The organism is Butyrivibrio sp. VCB2006, assembly GCF_000420945.1.
GTDB lineage: Bacteria > Bacillota > Clostridia > Lachnospirales > Lachnospiraceae > Butyrivibrio.
The window spans coordinates 1-17595 of record NZ_ATVX01000004.1; the positions used below are offsets into that span (position 1 = coordinate 1).

At 41.5% G+C, this 17595-nt stretch carries 13 protein-coding genes and 1 tRNA gene; all 14 read right to left on the reverse strand.

The features are described 5' to 3' along the window. Window positions 1-1170: hypothetical protein (locus G613_RS0104315; RefSeq protein WP_029674528.1), on the reverse strand; the 1170-nt coding region annotated here is incomplete at its 3' end. A gap of 285 nt (window positions 1171-1455) precedes the next feature. Next, window positions 1456-5901 (reverse strand): hypothetical protein, encoded by a 4446-nt coding sequence (locus G613_RS18455; protein ID WP_029231487.1) that lies wholly within the window; start codon window positions 5899-5901, stop codon window positions 1456-1458. 213 nt (window positions 5902-6114) lie between these two features. Next, window positions 6115-7017, reverse strand: a complete 903-nt coding sequence (locus G613_RS0104325; protein WP_029231488.1) for a bifunctional riboflavin kinase/FAD synthetase — start codon at window positions 7015-7017, stop codon at window positions 6115-6117. A 38-nt stretch (window positions 7018-7055) separates the two neighbouring features. Continuing rightward, window positions 7056-8015, reverse strand: coding sequence for a tRNA pseudouridine(55) synthase TruB (gene truB, locus G613_RS0104330; protein ID WP_029231489.1), 960 nt, complete (start codon window positions 8013-8015; stop codon window positions 7056-7058). Between the two features lie 54 nt (window positions 8016-8069). Beyond that, complete coding sequence (locus G613_RS0104335) at window positions 8070-9026, reverse strand: DHH family phosphoesterase (protein ID WP_029674531.1); 957 nt, start codon at window positions 9024-9026, stop codon at window positions 8070-8072. A 15-nt stretch (window positions 9027-9041) separates the two neighbouring features. Then, window positions 9042-9467, reverse strand: coding sequence for a 30S ribosome-binding factor RbfA (gene rbfA, locus G613_RS0104340; RefSeq protein WP_029231491.1), 426 nt, complete (start codon window positions 9465-9467; stop codon window positions 9042-9044). Between the two features lie 182 nt (window positions 9468-9649). Continuing rightward, a complete protein-coding gene (gene infB, locus G613_RS0104345; protein WP_081647777.1) occupies window positions 9650-12586 on the reverse strand; it encodes a translation initiation factor IF-2 in 2937 nt (978 codons plus the stop codon). Further along, entirely contained in the window at window positions 12586-12951 is a 366-nt protein-coding gene (locus G613_RS17850; RefSeq protein WP_029231493.1) for a ribosomal L7Ae/L30e/S12e/Gadd45 family protein, read from the reverse strand. The genes infB and G613_RS17850 overlap by 1 nt, the downstream gene beginning before the upstream one ends. A 4-nt stretch (window positions 12952-12955) precedes the next feature. After that, window positions 12956-13213, reverse strand: a complete 258-nt coding sequence (rnpM, locus tag G613_RS0104355; RefSeq protein ID WP_029231494.1) for an RNase P modulator RnpM — start codon at window positions 13211-13213, stop codon at window positions 12956-12958. An 18-nt stretch (window positions 13214-13231) separates the two neighbouring features. Beyond that, window positions 13232-14386, reverse strand: coding sequence for a transcription termination factor NusA (nusA, locus tag G613_RS0104360; RefSeq protein ID WP_029231495.1), 1155 nt, complete (start codon window positions 14384-14386; stop codon window positions 13232-13234). 30 nt (window positions 14387-14416) lie between these two features. Further along, window positions 14417-14881: a ribosome maturation factor RimP gene (rimP, locus tag G613_RS0104365; protein ID WP_029231496.1), complete on the reverse strand. Its 465-nt coding sequence runs from the start codon at window positions 14879-14881 to the stop codon at window positions 14417-14419. Window positions 14882-15537: 656 nt separating this feature from the next. Next, window positions 15538-16299: a hypothetical protein gene (locus G613_RS18460; RefSeq protein ID WP_029231497.1), complete on the reverse strand. Its 762-nt coding sequence runs from the start codon at window positions 16297-16299 to the stop codon at window positions 15538-15540. Between the two features lie 172 nt (window positions 16300-16471). Further along, a tRNA-Glu gene (locus G613_RS0104375) sits at window positions 16472-16543 on the reverse strand. A gap of 243 nt (window positions 16544-16786) precedes the next feature. Then, window positions 16787-17455: a phosphatase PAP2 family protein gene (locus G613_RS0104380; RefSeq protein ID WP_029231498.1), complete on the reverse strand. Its 669-nt coding sequence runs from the start codon at window positions 17453-17455 to the stop codon at window positions 16787-16789. Window positions 17456-17595 lie beyond the last annotated feature (140 nt).

Consider the following 17595-nt stretch of genomic DNA (forward strand, 5'->3'; position numbering starts at 1 on the left):
TGCAAGCTTTGTTGCTTTATCCTGAGCATCCTTTAATTCCTTGGCTGCCTGCTGGCCATCTGCAATAATCTGCTTCTTGTCTTCTGCAAGCTTTGCTGCCTTATCCTGAGCATCCTTTAATTCCTTGGCTGCCTTTTCTCCAGCATCCTTAGCATCCTTGAGTCTCTGTAACTCGTCAGCTGCATTATCAGCCTCTGTCTTAGCATCCTCTGCTGCCTTTTTCTTGCCTTCTACATCAAGATCTTTAGCTGCTTCAGCATTGTCTTTTGCAATATTAAGAGCATCTGTTGCTGCCTTAAGATCTTCTTTAAGCTTAGCTGCATTATCTCTGGCAGCTTTAAGATCATCTTCAGCCTTTTTAACATCTCCGTTTGTAGTCTCTATTGCTGAAAGGTACTTCTCCTGTGCCTCGTTAGCCTCTCTAAGAGCTTTCTCGTATGCTTCCTTCTTATCAGAATAATCCTTCTGAGCTTCTGTAAGACTTTCGTTAGCTTCTTTAACTACAGCCTCAGCCTCTGCGTATGCTGAATCTGCTTCTTTCTGAGTCTTTGCATTAGCAATTTTCTCATTTGCTTCTGTTATCTTCTCTGAAACCTCATTAAAAGCTTCGCTTGCCTGTTTAGCAGCCACATCAACTGTCTCTTTCTTGTCAAGCGCATTAACAGCATCATTTCTAACATCCTGAGTATCAGCGATGCTCTGAACTTCCTTATTTAAGAGCTTAACATCATCTTTGATTACATCTACATCGCTAGCAAGAGCTGATGCATCATCTGTAATAGCCTCTGTGTTGTCGTTATATATTTCCTTTAAATCAGGGTTAGTTACAACGTCAGAAGATTCTTCTTCAGAAGCTGATTCCTCAGAAGTTGATCCTTCAGATGAAGCAAATGCAGAATCGATTGTCTCGATGTTTGTGTTGATATCATTAACTGCTTCAGATACGCTATCTTTTTCCTTGTTGATAGAATCATCAAATGACTGCTCTGCACTTTCAACCTTCTCTACATCTGTAGGTTCTGCACTGACAATACCATCGCCCTGAGCACCATTAACAAGGTTATTACCCTCATCTGCTGCCAAAGCAGTTACAGGTTGAAGAGCCATGCTTGCGCTGATTCCGATTGCAATTGCGTTTACGAGTTGCTTGTTCATAAGTTTCTTTTTCATGTTACACATATCCCTCTTTTATTTTTTATTTCTTGTCACACACATTTGGGTCTTATAAAACGACCGATAATATTTATATCAAAAAGCAAATCATAAACATAATCATATTGAATATTATTTTTGTAGTTATGATTTATTTGTATGATTGTATGATTGTATGATTATTATATCGTTTCCATAATCCTGTAAATCGAAGGAAAAAGGGTGGGTTCCGGTTAGTGGAACCCACCCTTTGTAAGGAATAGGGGGATACTTATATGATGCGTTTTAAGCTCTCATCATTTTTTACTTTGTTGATTCTGAATTCTCAGCCTTAATGTTCTTTCTTCTAAGGTACTCTTCTGTTGATACACCTGCGATTGCTGCAAGGATTACGATTATCCACCATGGGAAGGACTTCTGTGTCTCATCCACCGGCATTGCTGCCTTTGCTGTATCTTCGTCTTCGATGGTTGCAACTGACTTCTTAGTGTTGTCCTTATTCTCCGGAGTCTTATCCTTGGTTGAAGCTACCTTGATATCATCTTCTGTTTCGTTTGTTTCTTCTACCTGTCTGCCTGCGCCATTTCCTGTGCGTATTCTCTGCTCTCCGAGAACTGCTCCGCCCTGGTTTGCATCTGCTACTTCATTTGCTATTGCATTAGATGCTACCTGTACAGGTGCTGTGATATCATATGTTCCGGCTGATGCTACTTCTTCAATTACTACGTAGCCTTCATCCTGTCCACCTTCAGAAGCTTCATCATTCTGATTCTCATTCTCCTGATCGATGCGGTCCTGTTTCTCATCAAGGATTTCTTTTGCATCTACAAGTTCTTCTGTTGCTTCGTCAAGGTCTTTCTGTGCCTGTTCGATTTCTTCCTTAGCTTCCTTGATCTTAGCTGCAAGTTCTTCTATTTTAGCTGCAAATTCAGCTTTATCAATGATGTTATTTGCTACAAGAGTCTTAAGAGCTGATTCAAGAGCTGCCAGCTTCTTCTGAGCTGCTATAACAGCTTCTGCTGCCTTTCCTGCCTTTTCACTAAGCTCATCGTATGCCTTGCGAGCTTCCTTGAAAGCTTCCTTAGCCTTAGATTCTGCATTAGCAAGATCTTTTTCTGCCTCAAGTTTCTTAGCTTTTGCCTTCTTGATATCTTCAGCTGCTTTATTTGCCTTCTTCTCAGCTGCTATCTTGTCCTTTTCTGCCTTCTTGCCCTTTTCTTGTGCTGCCTTAGCTTCTGCCTTTGCAATATTTGCTTTAACTTCTGCTGCTATCTTATCTTCTCTTGCCTTCTTTGCCTTAGCTATTGCTGCTGCTTCAGCTGCCTTTGCCTCTCTTTCAGCCTTTTCTGCTGCTTTCTTTTCTGCATCTGCCTCTTTTGCCTTTGCTTCAGCTGCCTTCTTAGCTTCTTCTGCTTCTTTTGCTGCCTTCTGAGCTGCTAGCTTTTCTGCCTGGCCATCCTGTCCCTTCTTCTCAGCTGCCTTCTTATCATCTTCTGCCTTCTGAGCCTTTTTCTGCGCATTCTTCAGATCTTCTGCTGCTTTCTTTGCCTTAGCTTCAGCTGCCTTCTTATCTTTTTCTGCTTTTTCTATCTTCTTCTGAGCAGCTACAAGATCCTTGTCAGCCTTATTAGCGTCAGCTTCTGCCTTCTTCATATCTTTTTCAGCCTGCTCTGCCTTCTGACCTGCTGCCTTAAGTTCTTCAGCTGCCTCATTAGCTTTGCTTTCAGCTGCTTTCTTGTCTTCTTCTGCCTGATTTGCCTTAGCCTCTGCTGCTGCTAAATCTCCCTCAGCCTCTTTTGCCTTTGCTTCTGCTGCCTGCTTTTCTTCCTCAGCCTGACTTGCCTTGGTCTGGGCTGCTGCTAAATCTTCTTCAGCCTCTTTTGCCTTTGCTTCTGCTGCTGCCTTCTCATTTGCTCCAGCCTGTCCCTTTGCTTCTGCTGCTGCCTTTTCTCCCTCAGCCTCTCTTGCCTTAGCCTGTGCTGCTGCCTTCTCTGCTTCAGCTTCCTGTGCCTTTGTATTTGCTGCTAAAAGAGCTGCCTCTGCTTCCTGAGCTTTCTTGTTAGCTGCTGCAAGTTCTGCTGCTGCTTCGTTTGCCTTAGCTACTGCATCTTCATAAGCCTTCTTGGCTGCTGCTGCATCTGCTACTGCCTGAGAGTTAGCTGCCTGCCATTCTTCAAGAGCCTTCTGAGCATTAGCTGCTGCCTGATCTGCTGCTATCTTGGCTGCATCTGCATCTGCCTTAGCCTGTGCTGCTGCTTCAGCTGCTTCACGAGCCTGTGCTGTATCTGCTGTGTACTGGTCATGCTCAGCATCGTTGTACCAGTTCTGGTAGAATACTACCTTGCTAAGATTTGTGCTAGTTGCGGATCCCTTTTCAACAATACCCAAATCATATGTATTTTTGTACTGGCTGGAACTTGTTATATAGTTGCCCTTAGAATCCAGTGTAGTAAAGTTATAGTAAGTGGTCTTTCCGGTCTTTTTGTTATAGACCTGAATATAATTCTTCTTCCAATTTAAGTGTGTTACCAGATCGCTAATCACAAGATCTTTTTCAGGATCTATAGACTTATCCTGTGAGTATACATAATATCTGATAAGGTTCTGTGCAATTTCTGTATTGATAGAAAGAGTACGATTCTTATGAAGATCTTCTTCAATATTCTCTCTAAGATCTTCGATCTGCTGATATCCTGCGTACTGTTTCTGTGCTTCTTCAAGAGCTTTATTTGCTTCTGTAACTGCACTTGCTGCATCTATAGCTGCCTGATCCGCAAGTCCCTTAGCTTCGTTTGCTTCATTTATCTTGCCTGCCAGCTCATTAAGAGTAGCATTTGCGTTATCACTTGCTTGCTTAAGAGCTTCGAGGTCACCAACTTCTCCAGCCTTCTTTTCTGCTGCTTCCTTCTCTGCTGTTGCTTCATCTATCAACTGATTAGCTGCTGAAATCTCTGCTGCTGCCTGATCAGCCTTCTCCTGTGCTGCTGCTATTTCTGAATTTGCCTGACCTTCCTTGGAAATAGCATTTGCAAGCTCTGTAGCTGCTTCTTTTTCTTTCTTATCTGCATTTTCATATTCAGTCTTAGCATCTGCTGCCTTCTGCTCTGCATTTGCCTTATCTGTAACTGCCTCACCAGCCTTTGTCACAGCGTTGGCAAGCTCTGTAGCTGCATCGCCAGCCTTCTGATTAGCTGCTGTTATATCTGCCTGAGCCTGTTTTGCATTATTCTCAGCAGTGGTCTTGTCTGCAGTTGCTTCTTTAGCCTTCTTTTCTGCATTTTCTTTATCTGTAGCTGCTTCTTTAGCCTTCTTCTCTGCTGCTTCTTTTGCTGCTGCAGCCTCTGCTACCTTCTTTTCTGCCTCTGCCTTATCCTTGAGTCCTGCTGATCCTCTGGATATCGCATCCTGTAATTCTCTCTCTGCATCAGCTGCCATCTTGTTGGCTGCTGCTATTTCTCTTTTGGCTTCTTCTGCCTTCTTATTTGCATCTTTTAATTCTTTGTCTGCATCTTTAATCTTATTCTCTGCTGCCTTCTTATCTTCCTCAGCCTTTCTAGCCTTAGCTTCTGCTGCCTTCTTTTCTGCTGCCGCCTCGTCAGCCTTCTTCTCTGCTGCCTTCTTGTCTTCTTTTGCCTTGTTTTCTTTTGCTACAGCTGCCTTATACTCTGCATCAGCTTCCTGTTCTCTCTGCTCTGCTGCTGCCTTAGCTGCTGCTGCCTCGCCTGCCTTCTTCTCTGCTGTTGCCTTTTCTGTTACTGCTTCATTAGCTCTTCTCTCTGCATCTTTCTTATCACGTTCTGCATCTCTGGCATCCTTTTCTGCATTCTTCTTATCCTGCTCTGCTGCAGCTGCCTTTGCATTTGCAAGGCCTTCGAGAACCTTCTGGTATCCGGCTTCCTGCATTTCAAGATTCTTTGCTGCATCATTTGTAAGATGAGAAAGATCTTCTGCTGCCATCTTGGCCTTTTCAAGATTCTTTCTTGCTGCTTCTATATCAGCACCTGTCTCTTTAAGTGCTTTTTCATAAGCTGCCTGTGCATCTGCCTCTGCCTTAACAGCTTCGTTATATTCTTTTTCTTTTTCTTCGTAGTCAAGTTTAGCCTGTTCAACAGCTGCCTTAGCTGTTTCTACGTTGGCTTCAGCTGTCTTAACAAGAGCGTTAGCTGCATCTATGTCTGCCTGTGTGTTAGCATTTACAGCTGCTGCCTTAGCTGCTGATACTTCGTTGTTAACTGCAGAAACTTCATTGTTTACGTTTTCTGCGATACTCTGGATCTCGGCTGCCTTGTTCTCTACGTTTTCCTTTGCAGTTTCTACTGTTTCCTGTGTAGTTGTAATATTCGCAACGTCTTCCTTTATTTCAGGAGCGTTCTTCTGATCAACCTTATCAACGTTCTTGTCAACGCCTGCTACAGCTGCACCGATAATAGTATTACCGATATTGCTTATTGGTTGTACTTCAACTTCTACGTGTCCGGCTTCTATTGTTACGCTGTCATTTTCTTTTGCATCTTTAAAAGCCTCTACTACTTCATCAGCTGCCTGCGCTGCAGTATCAACTGCGTTATCAAATTCAACCTGAGCTGCTTCCTGATCTACTGAATTATCTTCCTTTGTTTCCTTAATTGGTTCAGGTGTAAGCTCTTCGCCTTCTGTTGCCAGAACTGTCATAGGCTGAAGTGCCATGCTTGCACTGATGCCTATTGCGATTGCCTTTACTAAATTCTTGTTAAATAAATTCTTTCTCATATCATATCCCTCTCATTCCGAAAATAATAAGTATTTCCTGTTCCTTGAAACTGTTATACACTCGTCAAAATCATATTTATAATCATAAAAAACCAAAATTTTGTTTGTTAATATTCGTTTAATGATAGGTTTAGAACTGTTTATTTTTACTTTATAATTCAAGGCAATAAAAAAAGGCCTCTTGTCCAGTAAACAAGAGGCTTTTCAGCACTTTTAACACATCGCTATATCTTTTTCCATCTGAGCTTTTAATTGCTCAACATTATCAAATTTCATTTCAGGGCGTCTAAATTCAAGGAGTCTGACCTCAATAGTCTTGCCATAAACGTCTTCGTCAAAATCATAAATGTAGGTCTCAACGCCAACCTGATTATCGTTGGAAACAGTTGGTTTACGGCCAATATTGGTCATTCCCTTGTAGGTCTGTCCATCAATAATTACCAAGCTGCTATACACACCAAAAGGTGGAAGGAGTTTACCTACGGGAGGCAGAATATTGACTGTAGGAATTCCAATGGTATGACCAAGATGCTTGCCATGCTCTACAATTCCCATGATGCTGTAGTCACTGCCAAGAAGTCTCTTTGCCATAGGAATTTCGCCATCAGCTATCTGATTTCTTACTCTTGTAGAAGAAACCTCCTGCCCATCAAGCATAACCTTGTCAATCAGGCAGAGTTCAAAGCCCAGTTCCTTACTCATATTGCGTAGAAGGTACTGATCTCCTCTTCCCTTGTTGCCAAAAGAAACATCGGTTCCGGCAGCAATATAGTCAGCCTTAAGGTCTTCAACCAGGATTGTCTTGACGAAGACCTCCGGCGGAGTTGCTGCAGTCTGAGCATTTAAAGGAAATTCAACAAGAATATCTATTCCCATTTCCTCGAAGGCATTTCTCTTTTCATTACGGGTAAAGAGCTGCTTAACAGGATGTCCAACAAAGAACTCCTCAGGAGATGGCTCGAAGGTGAAAACTGTTGCCTTAAGGCCATCCTGCTTCTGATCAAGAATGTATTTAAGAAGCTTTTTGTGTCCTAAATGAATTCCGTCGAATTTGCCTATTGCTATGGCGGTTTTGTCATTTATATTAAGTTCGTCTAGTCGTGTTATTATCTGCATAGTTTATCTTCTTACTTGTCTGTAGCTATCGGTTGGTGTTAATTCTTTTCAAAAAAGAACTTGTCCACCTTGAACTGTCTGATCTTCGCGTCGTATTTGTATATTCCAAAGAAGGTTTCATCCTCAGCATATACCCGGACCATATTTCCGTCCTTAAACATTTCTTTTGAAAAATCTGTATCATTAACGCCATCAGGATCTTCATTTATTACATTATCCTTGCGGAAGCTGTTACCGTTCTCAAGAAGAGCTCTGCAGCTGTCCTTAACATGGATTTTATCAAGGTCTTTAAAAATGTATTCCGGAGACTGGATAATGCTATCTAAGGTTCCGTTGTCTCTCATTTCTTCTACCTGAGAGAGCTTAACTGCAGTATCGAGAGCAAATGCACCTACTCTTGTGCGCATAAGGTTCTGCATAGCAGCTCCGCAGCCAAGTCGAAGTCCAATGTCATTGCAAAGAGTTCTGATATAAGTTCCCTTTGAACACTTAACTTCCATAACGAAGGTATGATCTTTTTCCAGGTTGCTGTCATCAAGAATTGTAATGGCTCCGATGTTGACCTTACGAGGCTTACGCTCAACTTCTATACCTTCTCTTGCAAGCTCATAGAGTTTTTTACCATTCTGTTTGATGGCTGAATACATAGGTGGAATCTGGTCATACTCGCCAACAAAGGCCTGCACGGCCTCATGAAGCTCAGCTCTTGTTACATTAACTTCTGCTTCCTCAAGGATTGTTCCTGACATATCCTGAGTATCAGTAGTTACGCCAAGTTTACAAACTGCTATGTACTCTTTGTCGTGGTCAGTAAGCATCTCAACCAGCTTGGTTCCTGTTCCAAGGCATACTACAAGCACACCTGTGGCATCAGGATCAAGAGTTCCTGTGTGACCAATTTTCTTTTGATGGAGGATACCACGAAGCTTAGCCACCACGTCATTGGAGGTAAAGCCCTGTTCCTTGTATATATTTATAAGACCGTTATATTTGTTCATATGTCGTCCCAGTTAATAATAGCCGCAAGACTGGCAATCCTGCGGCTATAATATTTATTTCTTTTCGTCATACTGCTGCTGAATGTAGTTGGTAATGCTGTTGATTGCATCATGTGCAGTTCCGTTAAGAGTGCATCCTGATGCTCTTACGTGACCACCACCGCCAAGGAGCTTAGCAACCTTGGATACATCGATATTGCCATTACTACGAAGGCTTACTCTGTACAGCATTGGCTCATCCTCGTACATGAAAATAGCTACGTCTGTGCCAATAGTGAACATAAGCTGATTAACAATTCCGTCAAGGTCATTACCGTTAACACCATAGAAATCCATTGTCTGTCTGGATACTACAGAAGCGATAACCTTACCGTCCATAAGTGTAATACTCTCAAGAAGTGCTCTTCCAAGAATCTGGTTCTGTGTATAGGTCTTTTCGTAAAAGACATGGTCTATAAGCCATGTGAAATCAAAACCGTAGGAAGTAAGCTTACCGGCAATCTCATAGGTCTTAGGAGATGTGCTGTTATATTTGAACACACCTGTATCAGTTACCATACCTGTGTAAAGAGCCTGTGCAATTTCTTTATCAATCTTAGCTTCATCCATTACATTATATGCAAGTTCACAAGCTGAGCTTGAAGTAGGAACGATATAAGTAACATCACCGGTTCCAGGGTTACTGATGTGATGGTCAATGTTGATAGTCTTCTTGGCAGCATCAAAAAACTTCTCTGCGCCGCCGGTTCTGCCCTTCTCACAGTCAATGCAGATGAAAAGATCAAAACTCTCAACATCAGTTGTAAATGTGTGATTGATCTTGTCAGCATCCTGGATAAACAAGAATTCATCAGGGATATCCTCAAGGAAAACCTCTGCCTTAATTTCAGGATAGTTCTTTTTAAGGTAAAGATATAATCCCATTGTAGATCCGATACAATCTCCGTCCGGTCTTACATGTCCGCAAATACCTACTGTTTTTACACCATTTAAATGCTCATCAAGCTTCATCAATAACAACCTTTCTTATTCTTCATCCTCTGATTCCTCATCGAAATCAGTTTCTTCTATTTCTTCGCCGCGAGCAACTCTAGCCGCATTGTCTTTAGCTGCAACTTCATCAATCTTCTTGGACATATTGATGGCGTACTCAATTGAATCATCCATGATAAATCTGATCTCAGGAGTGTATCTCATATTGAGCTCTTTGGCCAAAGTACTGCGAACATAACCTGCTGCGCTCTTAAGACCCTCAGCAGTTCTTGCTCTGTCCTCGTCGTCACCCATTACAGTTACCCAGACTTTACATGTCTTAAGGTCCGGAGCAACCTCAACGTCCATAACAGAAGTCATGGGGCTGATTCTGGGATCTTTGCTGTAACGGAGAGCTTCTGAAATAACCTTCATAACCTCGCCGTTGATTCTTTTATTCTTATTGCTATTCTTTCTCATTTTTTTACCTCCGTGATATACGGATTGCTCCGTACTATGTACTCTCGCAATCCTACATACATTCGAAACTCGATATGTTCATTTCATTCACATATCTTTATTTCTCATGTATGTTCGGTCCTCAAGGTTACACTCATACGTCTGCAAGCAGCCATAAGTGTAACTTTTCGTCCCTATATCACTCACTGTCTAGGTACTTCTACCATCTCGTATGCTTCTACGTAGTCGCCTTCATGGATTGAATCGAAACCGTCAAATACAAGACCGCACTCGAAGCCTTCCTTAACTTCCTTGACGTCATCCTTGAATCTCTTAAGGGATGCAAGATCACCTTCGAAGATCTGCTCGCCCTCTCTCTGGATACGAACCTTGCACTCTTTCTTGATGACACCATCCTTAACGAATGCACCGGCAATGTTACCAACCTTGGAAGCCTTGAAGATCTGACGAACTTCTGCATGTCCGGTAACTCTTTCCTCATAAATAGGAGCAAGCATACCCTTCATAGCATATTCGATTTCCTCGATAGCCTGGTAGATAACCTTGTAAAGCTTGATTTCTACGCCTTCGTGCTCAGCCATGCTCTTAGCTGTTGCATCAGGACGAACATCAAATCCGATGATGATAGCGTTAGATGCTGCAGCAAGTGTTACGTCAGACTCGTTGATTGCACCAACACCACCATGGATAACCTTAACAACAACTTCGTCGTTAGAAAGCTTAAGAAGTGACTGCTTAAGAGCCTCTACGCTACCCTGAACGTCAGCCTTGATGATGATATCAAGTTCCTGAAGTCTACCTTCCTCAATCTTGGAGTAAAGATCATCAAGTGACATCTTAGCCTTAGTCTCTTCGATAAGATCCTTCTTGTGCTGCTGAAGGTATGTATTAGCATACTGCTTAGCAAGCTTATCAGTAGGATGTGCAAGGAATACTTCACCTGCGTTAGGTACATCTGAAAGACCAAGGATCTCAACAGGCTGTGAAGGACGAGCTTCTTTAAGCTTGTTGCCCTTATCATCAACCATGGCTCTAACCTTACCTGAGCTTGCTCCAGCTGAAATGAAGTCTCCAACATGAAGTGTACCCTTCTGAACAAGTACGTTTGCTACAGGACCACGGCCCTTATCAAGCCTTGCCTCAAGTACAAGTCCTCTTGCCTCTCTGTCTGGGTTAGCCTTGAGCTCAAGGATATCTGCTGTAAGGATGATAGTCTCAAGGAGGTCCTCAATACCTTCACCTGACTTAGCTGATACAGGAACGAACTCAGTTGTTCCGCCCCAATCTGTAGAGATAAGACCATACTCGGTCATTTCCTGCTTAACTCTGTCTATATTAGCGTTTGGCTTATCAATCTTGTTAACAGCTACGATGATTTCTACCTCAGCTGCCTTAGCATGGTTGATAGCTTCTACTGTCTGAGGCATTACACCGTCATCAGCAGCAACTACAAGTACTGCGATATCTGTTGAATTAGCACCACGCATACGCATTGCTGTGAATGCTTCGTGACCAGGTGTATCAAGGAATGTAATCTTCTGATCATTTACAGATACTGTGTAAGCACCGATTCTCTGTGTGATACCGCCTGCCTCTCTGTCTGTAACAGATGTCTTACGTATAGCATCAAGAAGTGATGTTTTACCATGGTCAACGTGACCCATTACGCAGACAACAGGAGGTCTCTTCTTGAGAGTCTCAGGTGCGTCTTCTTCTTCCTTAAGAAGTTCTTCGATAACATCAACCGGAACTTCTTTTTCGCAAAGGATTTCGTATTCCATTGCGATATTCTCAGCTTCCTCATATGTAAGCTCTGTGTTAACTGTAGAAATCTGTCCGGCCATGAAGAGCTTCTTGATGATAACTGAAGGCTGCATTCTCATCTTCTCAGCAAGTTCCTTGATAGAAACCTTCTCTGGGATTGTGATAACCTTGATCTGCTCTTCAGGTTCCTCAACCTTCTTAACCTCAGGCTTGATGAATCTGCCAACTCTCTTACTTCTTGGCATCATCTCTTCCTGCTCGTAAGCAAGATCCTTCTTGTTTCTCTTATCCTTCTCCTGACCCATACGACGTCTTTCTTCGTCTCTGTGTCCTGCACCCTCTTTTACAGGTGCCTCGAAGGCTGCAGCGCCTCTGTCATTTCTATCACCGCGCTTACCATCAAACTTACCGCCGAACTTGTCGTTCTTGCCAGCGAACTTGCCCTGACCGCCTGCAGCCTGATTGAAGCCGCCCCTGTTGTCACGGTTAAAGCCGCCCTGGTTATTATCTCTTCTGAAGCCGCCCTGGCCACCATTTCTGTTCTGGCCGTTCTGGTTTCTGTCTCCGTTTCTGTTGAATCCGGAGTTGCGATCGTTTCTATCGTTACGATCATTTCTATCGTTTCTGTCATTTCTGAATGACTGATTATCTCTGTTTCTGTTCTCAACAGGAGCACTTACTACAGGTGCCTGTTCCTGAACAGGAGCCTGAACCTTCTCCTGAACCGGTGCCTTAGGCTGTTCCTGTACAGGTGCTTGAACAGGAGCTTCCTTCTTGGGAGCCGGAGCAGGTGTCTTCTTGAGAGGAGAACTATAGCTATCAAGCTGTGAAGGTGCTGTCAAAGGCTTGATAGGATGATATACATTCTGTGACTGCGCGAACTGCTTGCGCTGAGGCTGGTTGTTACCGCCTCTGTTATTGTCACGGCGCTGATTACCGCCGTTTCCGTTATTATTCTGGTTGTTAAAGCCGCCCATCTTGGAGTTACCGGCATTAGTAACCATGATAATCTTCTTCTTTTTCTTGGGAGCTTCACCGGCTGGCTTGTCTGAAACTGCCGGCTTCTCTGCAGGCTTTTCTACTGCCTTCTCAGCTGGCTCTGCTGCCTTAACAGGCTCTTTTGCAGGCTCTTTTGCAGGCTTTTCTTCAGCCTTCTCTGCTGCCTTTTTAGGCTTTTCTTCCTTTGCTGCAGATTTAGCACCGCCAAAATGCTTACGAGCTACATCTGCATCTGTTTCTTCTATAGAACTGTTCGAACGCTTCGCCTCAATGCCATTTTCCTGCAAAAAGCTTATAAGCTCTTTTCCTTCGCATCCAAGCTCAAATGCAAGATCGGATATTTTTATTTTTGCCATTACATTTCCTCCGTATTTCTGTTTGTCGAATGTAAGTCGTCACCATCAATGCCCTCTGACGGTAACTGTAAGTTCTTCCGAAGCGACTGTGCAAAGCCTTTATCCGTTATAGCCAGACTTGTTCGAACATCCTTACCTATTGCATGCCCTAATTCTTCCTTGGTACCAAAGAAAACAATAGGGACATTATAATAACTACATTTATCATTAAACTGTTTCTTCGTGTTATCGGAAGCATCTTCACTCACGATAACAAGTTCTGCATTGTGGGCTCTTATTGCCTCAAGAACAGCAAACTCACCACTCTTTAATTTGCCCGCTCGCATACACAGTCCAAGTAACGAATAATTCTTATTAGAATTCAATATCTTAACCAAGCTCCTTTTGTAGCCTAATTGAAACTTCCTCTGGTATCTGAGATTTGAGAGATCTTTCAAGGCCTTTATTCTTAATGGCCTTCTTGAGGCAATCGGAATTGTTGCAAATATATGCGCCTCTTCCATTAGCTCTGCCTGTTGTATCAAGAATGATCTCATCTTCAGGGGTCTTCAGAACTCTGATCATTTCTTTTTTCTCTTTCATCTCACCGCAACCGACACATTTCCTCAAGGGAATTTTCTTTTGCATATAACTCCTATCCAGAGATTACTCTTCGCTGCCCTCAGATTCTTCGTACTCGCCTTCCTCGTACTCGCCCTCTTCGTACTCATCGTAGTCTTCATCGTCGAGGTAGTCTTCCATACGGAATCCAGGAGCATCCTTAGCCTGAGTCTCGCTCTTAATATCAATCTTGTAGCCTGTAAGTCTGGCTGCAAGTCTCGCGTTCTGACCTTCCTTACCGATTGCAAGTGAAAGCTGGTAATCAGGAACAACAACCTTAGCGCTCTTCTCATCAGGATCAGCAAATACTGCTACGATCTTGGCTGGTGAAAGTGCGTTCTGAATAAGGTTACCAGGGTTCTCATCCCAGTTGATAACGTCAATCTTCTCACCATTAAGCTCATCTACGATAAGGTTAACTCTTGCGCCGTTAACACCTACGCAAGCACCAACTGCATCAACGTTAGGGTTGTTAGAGTAAACAGCAATCTTAGTACGGCTGCCTGCTTCTCTTGCGATTGACTTGATTTCTACTGTACCGTCCTGGATCTCAGCAACTTCCTGCTCGAAAAGTCTCTTTACAAGATCTGGGTGTGTACGAGAAACAAGGATTCTAGGTCCCTTAGAACCGTTCTTAACCTCAAGAACATATACACGAAGTCTCTGTGTAGGTCTGTAAACCTCACCCTTAACCTGCTCGTTCTCATTAAGAATTGCATCAGCACGTCCAAGGTTGATAGAGATGTTCTTGCCGATAAATCTCTGAACAACACCTGTTACGATATCATGCTCTTTTTCAAAGTATTCATTGTAGATTGCGCCACGCTCTTCCTCACGAATCTTCTGAAGAATAACGTTCTTGGCGTTCTGTGTAGCGATACGTCCAAACTCCTTGGAGTTAAGTGATACAGCTACAATATCGCCAACCTTAGCCTTTTTGCTGATCTTCTTGGCATCATCAAGACTAATCTCAATCTGAGGATCCATTACATCATCTGCAGTCTCAACTACTTCCTTATCAGCGTAGCACTTGAAGTCACAGCTGTTTCTGTCAACCTCTACTCTGATATTATCAGCCTTGCCGAAATTGTTCTTGCAAGCTGTGATAAGGGAATTCTCAATTGCATCAAACAGAGAATCCTTACTGATGTTCTTCTCCTTCTCTAAAAGGTCAAGGGCATCCATTAATTCTTTACTCATCGTAATCTCCTTTTTCCGCTCGTTAATTTATCAAAAATCAAGAGCAAGCTTAATCACTGATATCTCTTTTCTAATAAAAGTTTCATCTACATCATTTATAGTTACTGTTACTGTTGTATCATCAAAGCTCTTAAGAGTTCCGGCAAATTCCTTAACTCCATCTTTAGCCTTGAAAAGCTTGAGTTCCACATCCTGACCAATGCTGCTGGCAAAATGCCTGTCCTTCTTGAGCTGACGGCCAAGTCCCGGGCTGCTAACCTCAAGTGTATAGGCCTCCTCAATAAAGTCATCAACATCAAGTGCATCAGAAAGCGCATGGCTTACATCAACACATTCATTGATGTTCACGCCTCCATCCTTGTCGATATAAGCTCTAAGGTACCACTCGCCTGCTTCCTTGACATACTCAACATCATAAACCCTGACGCCGTTTGCCTCCGCAATAGGAGTTAACAGAGCTTCCGTTTTCTTCTCAATGTCGTCTTTTTTGGACATATCTGGCTCCTTTATTTTTTGGCATAAATAAAGTGGACTCGCGAAAGTCCACTTCAAACTAGTCTAAATCTTATGTTACACATGCATATTAGCATGATAATGAAATAATGTCAAATTTCATTACTGATTTTTGCTGAATTTATGCTGTATTTTTGCTTTCATATGGACTGAATGTTTCCAAATCACTGCTTTTCTTCTGTAATACCAGAATTGATTTTGACTCACTCTTGTTATTGCAGAATTCTTTTTCTGTAATACTATGACTGGCGTTAAATCTGTCCTTGGTATTACAGAATTTGTTTACTGTAATACCATTATTGATTTGCAACTTGTTTTGTTATTACTGAATTCTTTTTTGGTAATACTATATTAAATTTTCAACTTATCTTGTTATTACCAGATTCTTTTTGGGTAATACCATGATTTTCCTAAACCTTTCTTTAGTATTACAGGATTATTTTTCTGTAATAACAATGAACTTTGCAAATTTTCTTTGGTATTACATGAAATATTATTGATAATATCAAGCCGCTTTCAAAATCAAATTTGGTATACACTCCTCTGCAATATGTAATACCATCTCACTCCACGTTCACAACATGGTATTAACATAGTCCTCATCGCCATTGCTATAGACAATCTTCCTTAAAATATCTTCACATAAGATTGTCTAACATCATCTTTTGAACCACATCAACTGTAAGAGGCATCATTTTAGATTCAAATGTCATCAAAAGATTTTCACCTGGTATATACCCGTTTCTAATATATAACGCTATCTTTCTGATCATCTTGTCAAAATACTCTGGGTCATCTATCTTACCAAAGTGTTCCCATAAAAGAATTCGTTGATCCGCCTCTTTCTTAATGGTGAAATCAGGGTATACGTCCAAGCCTTCCAAATTCAACCTACACTCATATCTATACATAATTCCAGCATCAAATAGTGCATTGGCTATGAGTGCTTCAGACTTAGATCTAACAAGCTCTCCCTTAGGTGCTTTGACAATCAAATTTTCAGGGTGTGATGGATTCCTATCATATTCTTCCATATCCCAGCGGCCCGGTATTAACAGACTTCTGTATTTCGATTTGCTACCAAGAAGTTCCTGGTAATCAGTAGTCTTTCGTGTTCTCAAATACTGTTTTATACTCTTAAGTTCATTTTCTCTATCTTTAAGAAGCGCTTTCCAATACGCTTTTTTAGCAAGTAGTCTTGCAAGATCAATATCCTTCTCGCCAATATATTTACGACAAAAGTTACCATCTTCTGCCTTTTTCTGATGATACCATCTATTAGTATTATTTACTTTGCAAGCCACAACAGTCCCTTCCGGACTTCTTTCCAATCCAAATTTTATTTTTTCAATTTCCTTTTCTAGCTCGTTTTTTCTGGTCAAAAAATAGTCTTTGGCCATAGGCACATCCTCCTTCATTTTTATCATTTTTTAAACCACTTAAACATCTGTGAAAATTCGGAAGAATATCCGATGACAAACTAAAGACATTTCACAAGAAAGTTGTGTAGATAATAAAATACCCAAACCATAGTGGTTTGGGATTCGGGTTGGGCTGTTATTAAACAGTCAGTACCTCGTAGCGGAATCGAACCGCTGATTCTGCCGTGAGAGGGCAGCGTCTTAACCGCTTGACCAACGAGGCTTAGTTTGTTTGTCGCTGCTGTATCGCGGCGACTTGTTTATATTATCCCAACTTAGAAAATAATGCAAGCACTTTTTTTAAATTTTTTAAACTTTTTTACCATTTTTTCTTCAAAGCCAGTATTTATGCTGCTTTCTAAGAATAAAAAAATTGCCTTCGACCACAAATTGCAGTCAAAGGCAATAAATAATTTCATATTTTCAACAGCTAAATAAGTTGAATTAGATATCACAAAACAGTAAGTCACTTAACAGTAGTCTTATCAAGCAGTCCAGAAAAGAGGCACAGCAGCGCTCCACTGATTATTACTCCACCAAGAATATCAGTAAACCAGTGTACTCCGCACACAAGTCTGCCAATAACTGTAAGAACAATAATTACAGCAGCTATAATCCTGATAAGTAATCTGTCGCTACTTGAGGCCTGAAGTCTGTATTTGTTGATTATGAGGATCAGTGATCCCATTACAACACATACAAGCATAGTGTGTGATGAAGGGAATGATGCTTCAACATGCTCTGCTCCCTCTTCTATTATTGGTCTGTAGTTTATAACTACTTTTTCAAAGAGACCATATAATGCAAATACAACAACATATAATCCTCCAAGTAAAAGAATTGGAGCATCAACTTTAAGTAGACTCTTTCTCTTAATAAGCTGATAAGCACCGGCTACAGCGTACTGAAGGACAACACCTATAGCCACAAGCCCAAAAATCTCAGTAAGAAAATACCAGAACTTGCTATATCCAAAGATATTATGAACAGCAAGATTCAAATGAGAAAAACCAATCGAAGTTGACTCTGGTCCTATGGCATCTACATCATAGCTCTTTATAAGTGCAATAAGCACAAAAAAAAGAACAAACAATACCCCTGAACAAATAAACTTAGTAATACTATTCTTTTTCATATTCATTCTCCCTTTTTGATGTAATAACAAAAGAACTTCAAATTTGGTTTTGTTATTACTATTTTTTCCTTGTAATAACAAAAGATCATCAGATTCAATTTTGTTATTGCTTTCTATTTTCCTGATAATATCAATGTAAT

Bases quoted from the DNA above. Each gene is read 5' to 3' on its own strand.
- rbfA (WP_029231491.1), bottom strand. From the start codon at position 9,467: ATGAGAAAGAATAGCAATAAGAATAAAAGAATCAACGGCGAGGTTATG.
- infB (WP_081647777.1), bottom strand. From the start codon at position 12,586: ATGGCAAAAATAAAAATATCCGATCTTGCATTTGAGCTTGGATGCGAA.
- G613_RS0104380 (WP_029231498.1), bottom strand. From the start codon at position 17,455: ATGAAAAAGAATAGTATTACTAAGTTTATTTGTTCAGGGGTATTGTTT.
- G613_RS18455 (WP_029231487.1), bottom strand. From the start codon at position 5,901: ATGAGAAAGAATTTATTTAACAAGAATTTAGTAAAGGCAATCGCAATA.
- truB (WP_029231489.1), bottom strand. From the start codon at position 8,015: ATGAACAAATATAACGGTCTTATAAATATATACAAGGAACAGGGCTTT.
- rimP (WP_029231496.1), bottom strand. From the start codon at position 14,881: ATGTCCAAAAAAGACGACATTGAGAAGAAAACGGAAGCTCTGTTAACT.
- rnpM (WP_029231494.1), bottom strand. From the start codon at position 13,213: ATGCAAAAGAAAATTCCCTTGAGGAAATGTGTCGGTTGCGGTGAGATG.
- G613_RS0104325 (WP_029231488.1), bottom strand. From the start codon at position 7,017: ATGCAGATAATAACACGACTAGACGAACTTAATATAAATGACAAAACC.
- nusA (WP_029231495.1), bottom strand. From the start codon at position 14,386: ATGAGTAAAGAATTAATGGATGCCCTTGACCTTTTAGAGAAGGAGAAG.
- G613_RS0104335 (WP_029674531.1), bottom strand. From the start codon at position 9,026: ATGAAGCTTGATGAGCATTTAAATGGTGTAAAAACAGTAGGTATTTGC.
- G613_RS18460 (WP_029231497.1), bottom strand. From the start codon at position 16,299: ATGGCCAAAGACTATTTTTTGACCAGAAAAAACGAGCTAGAAAAGGAA.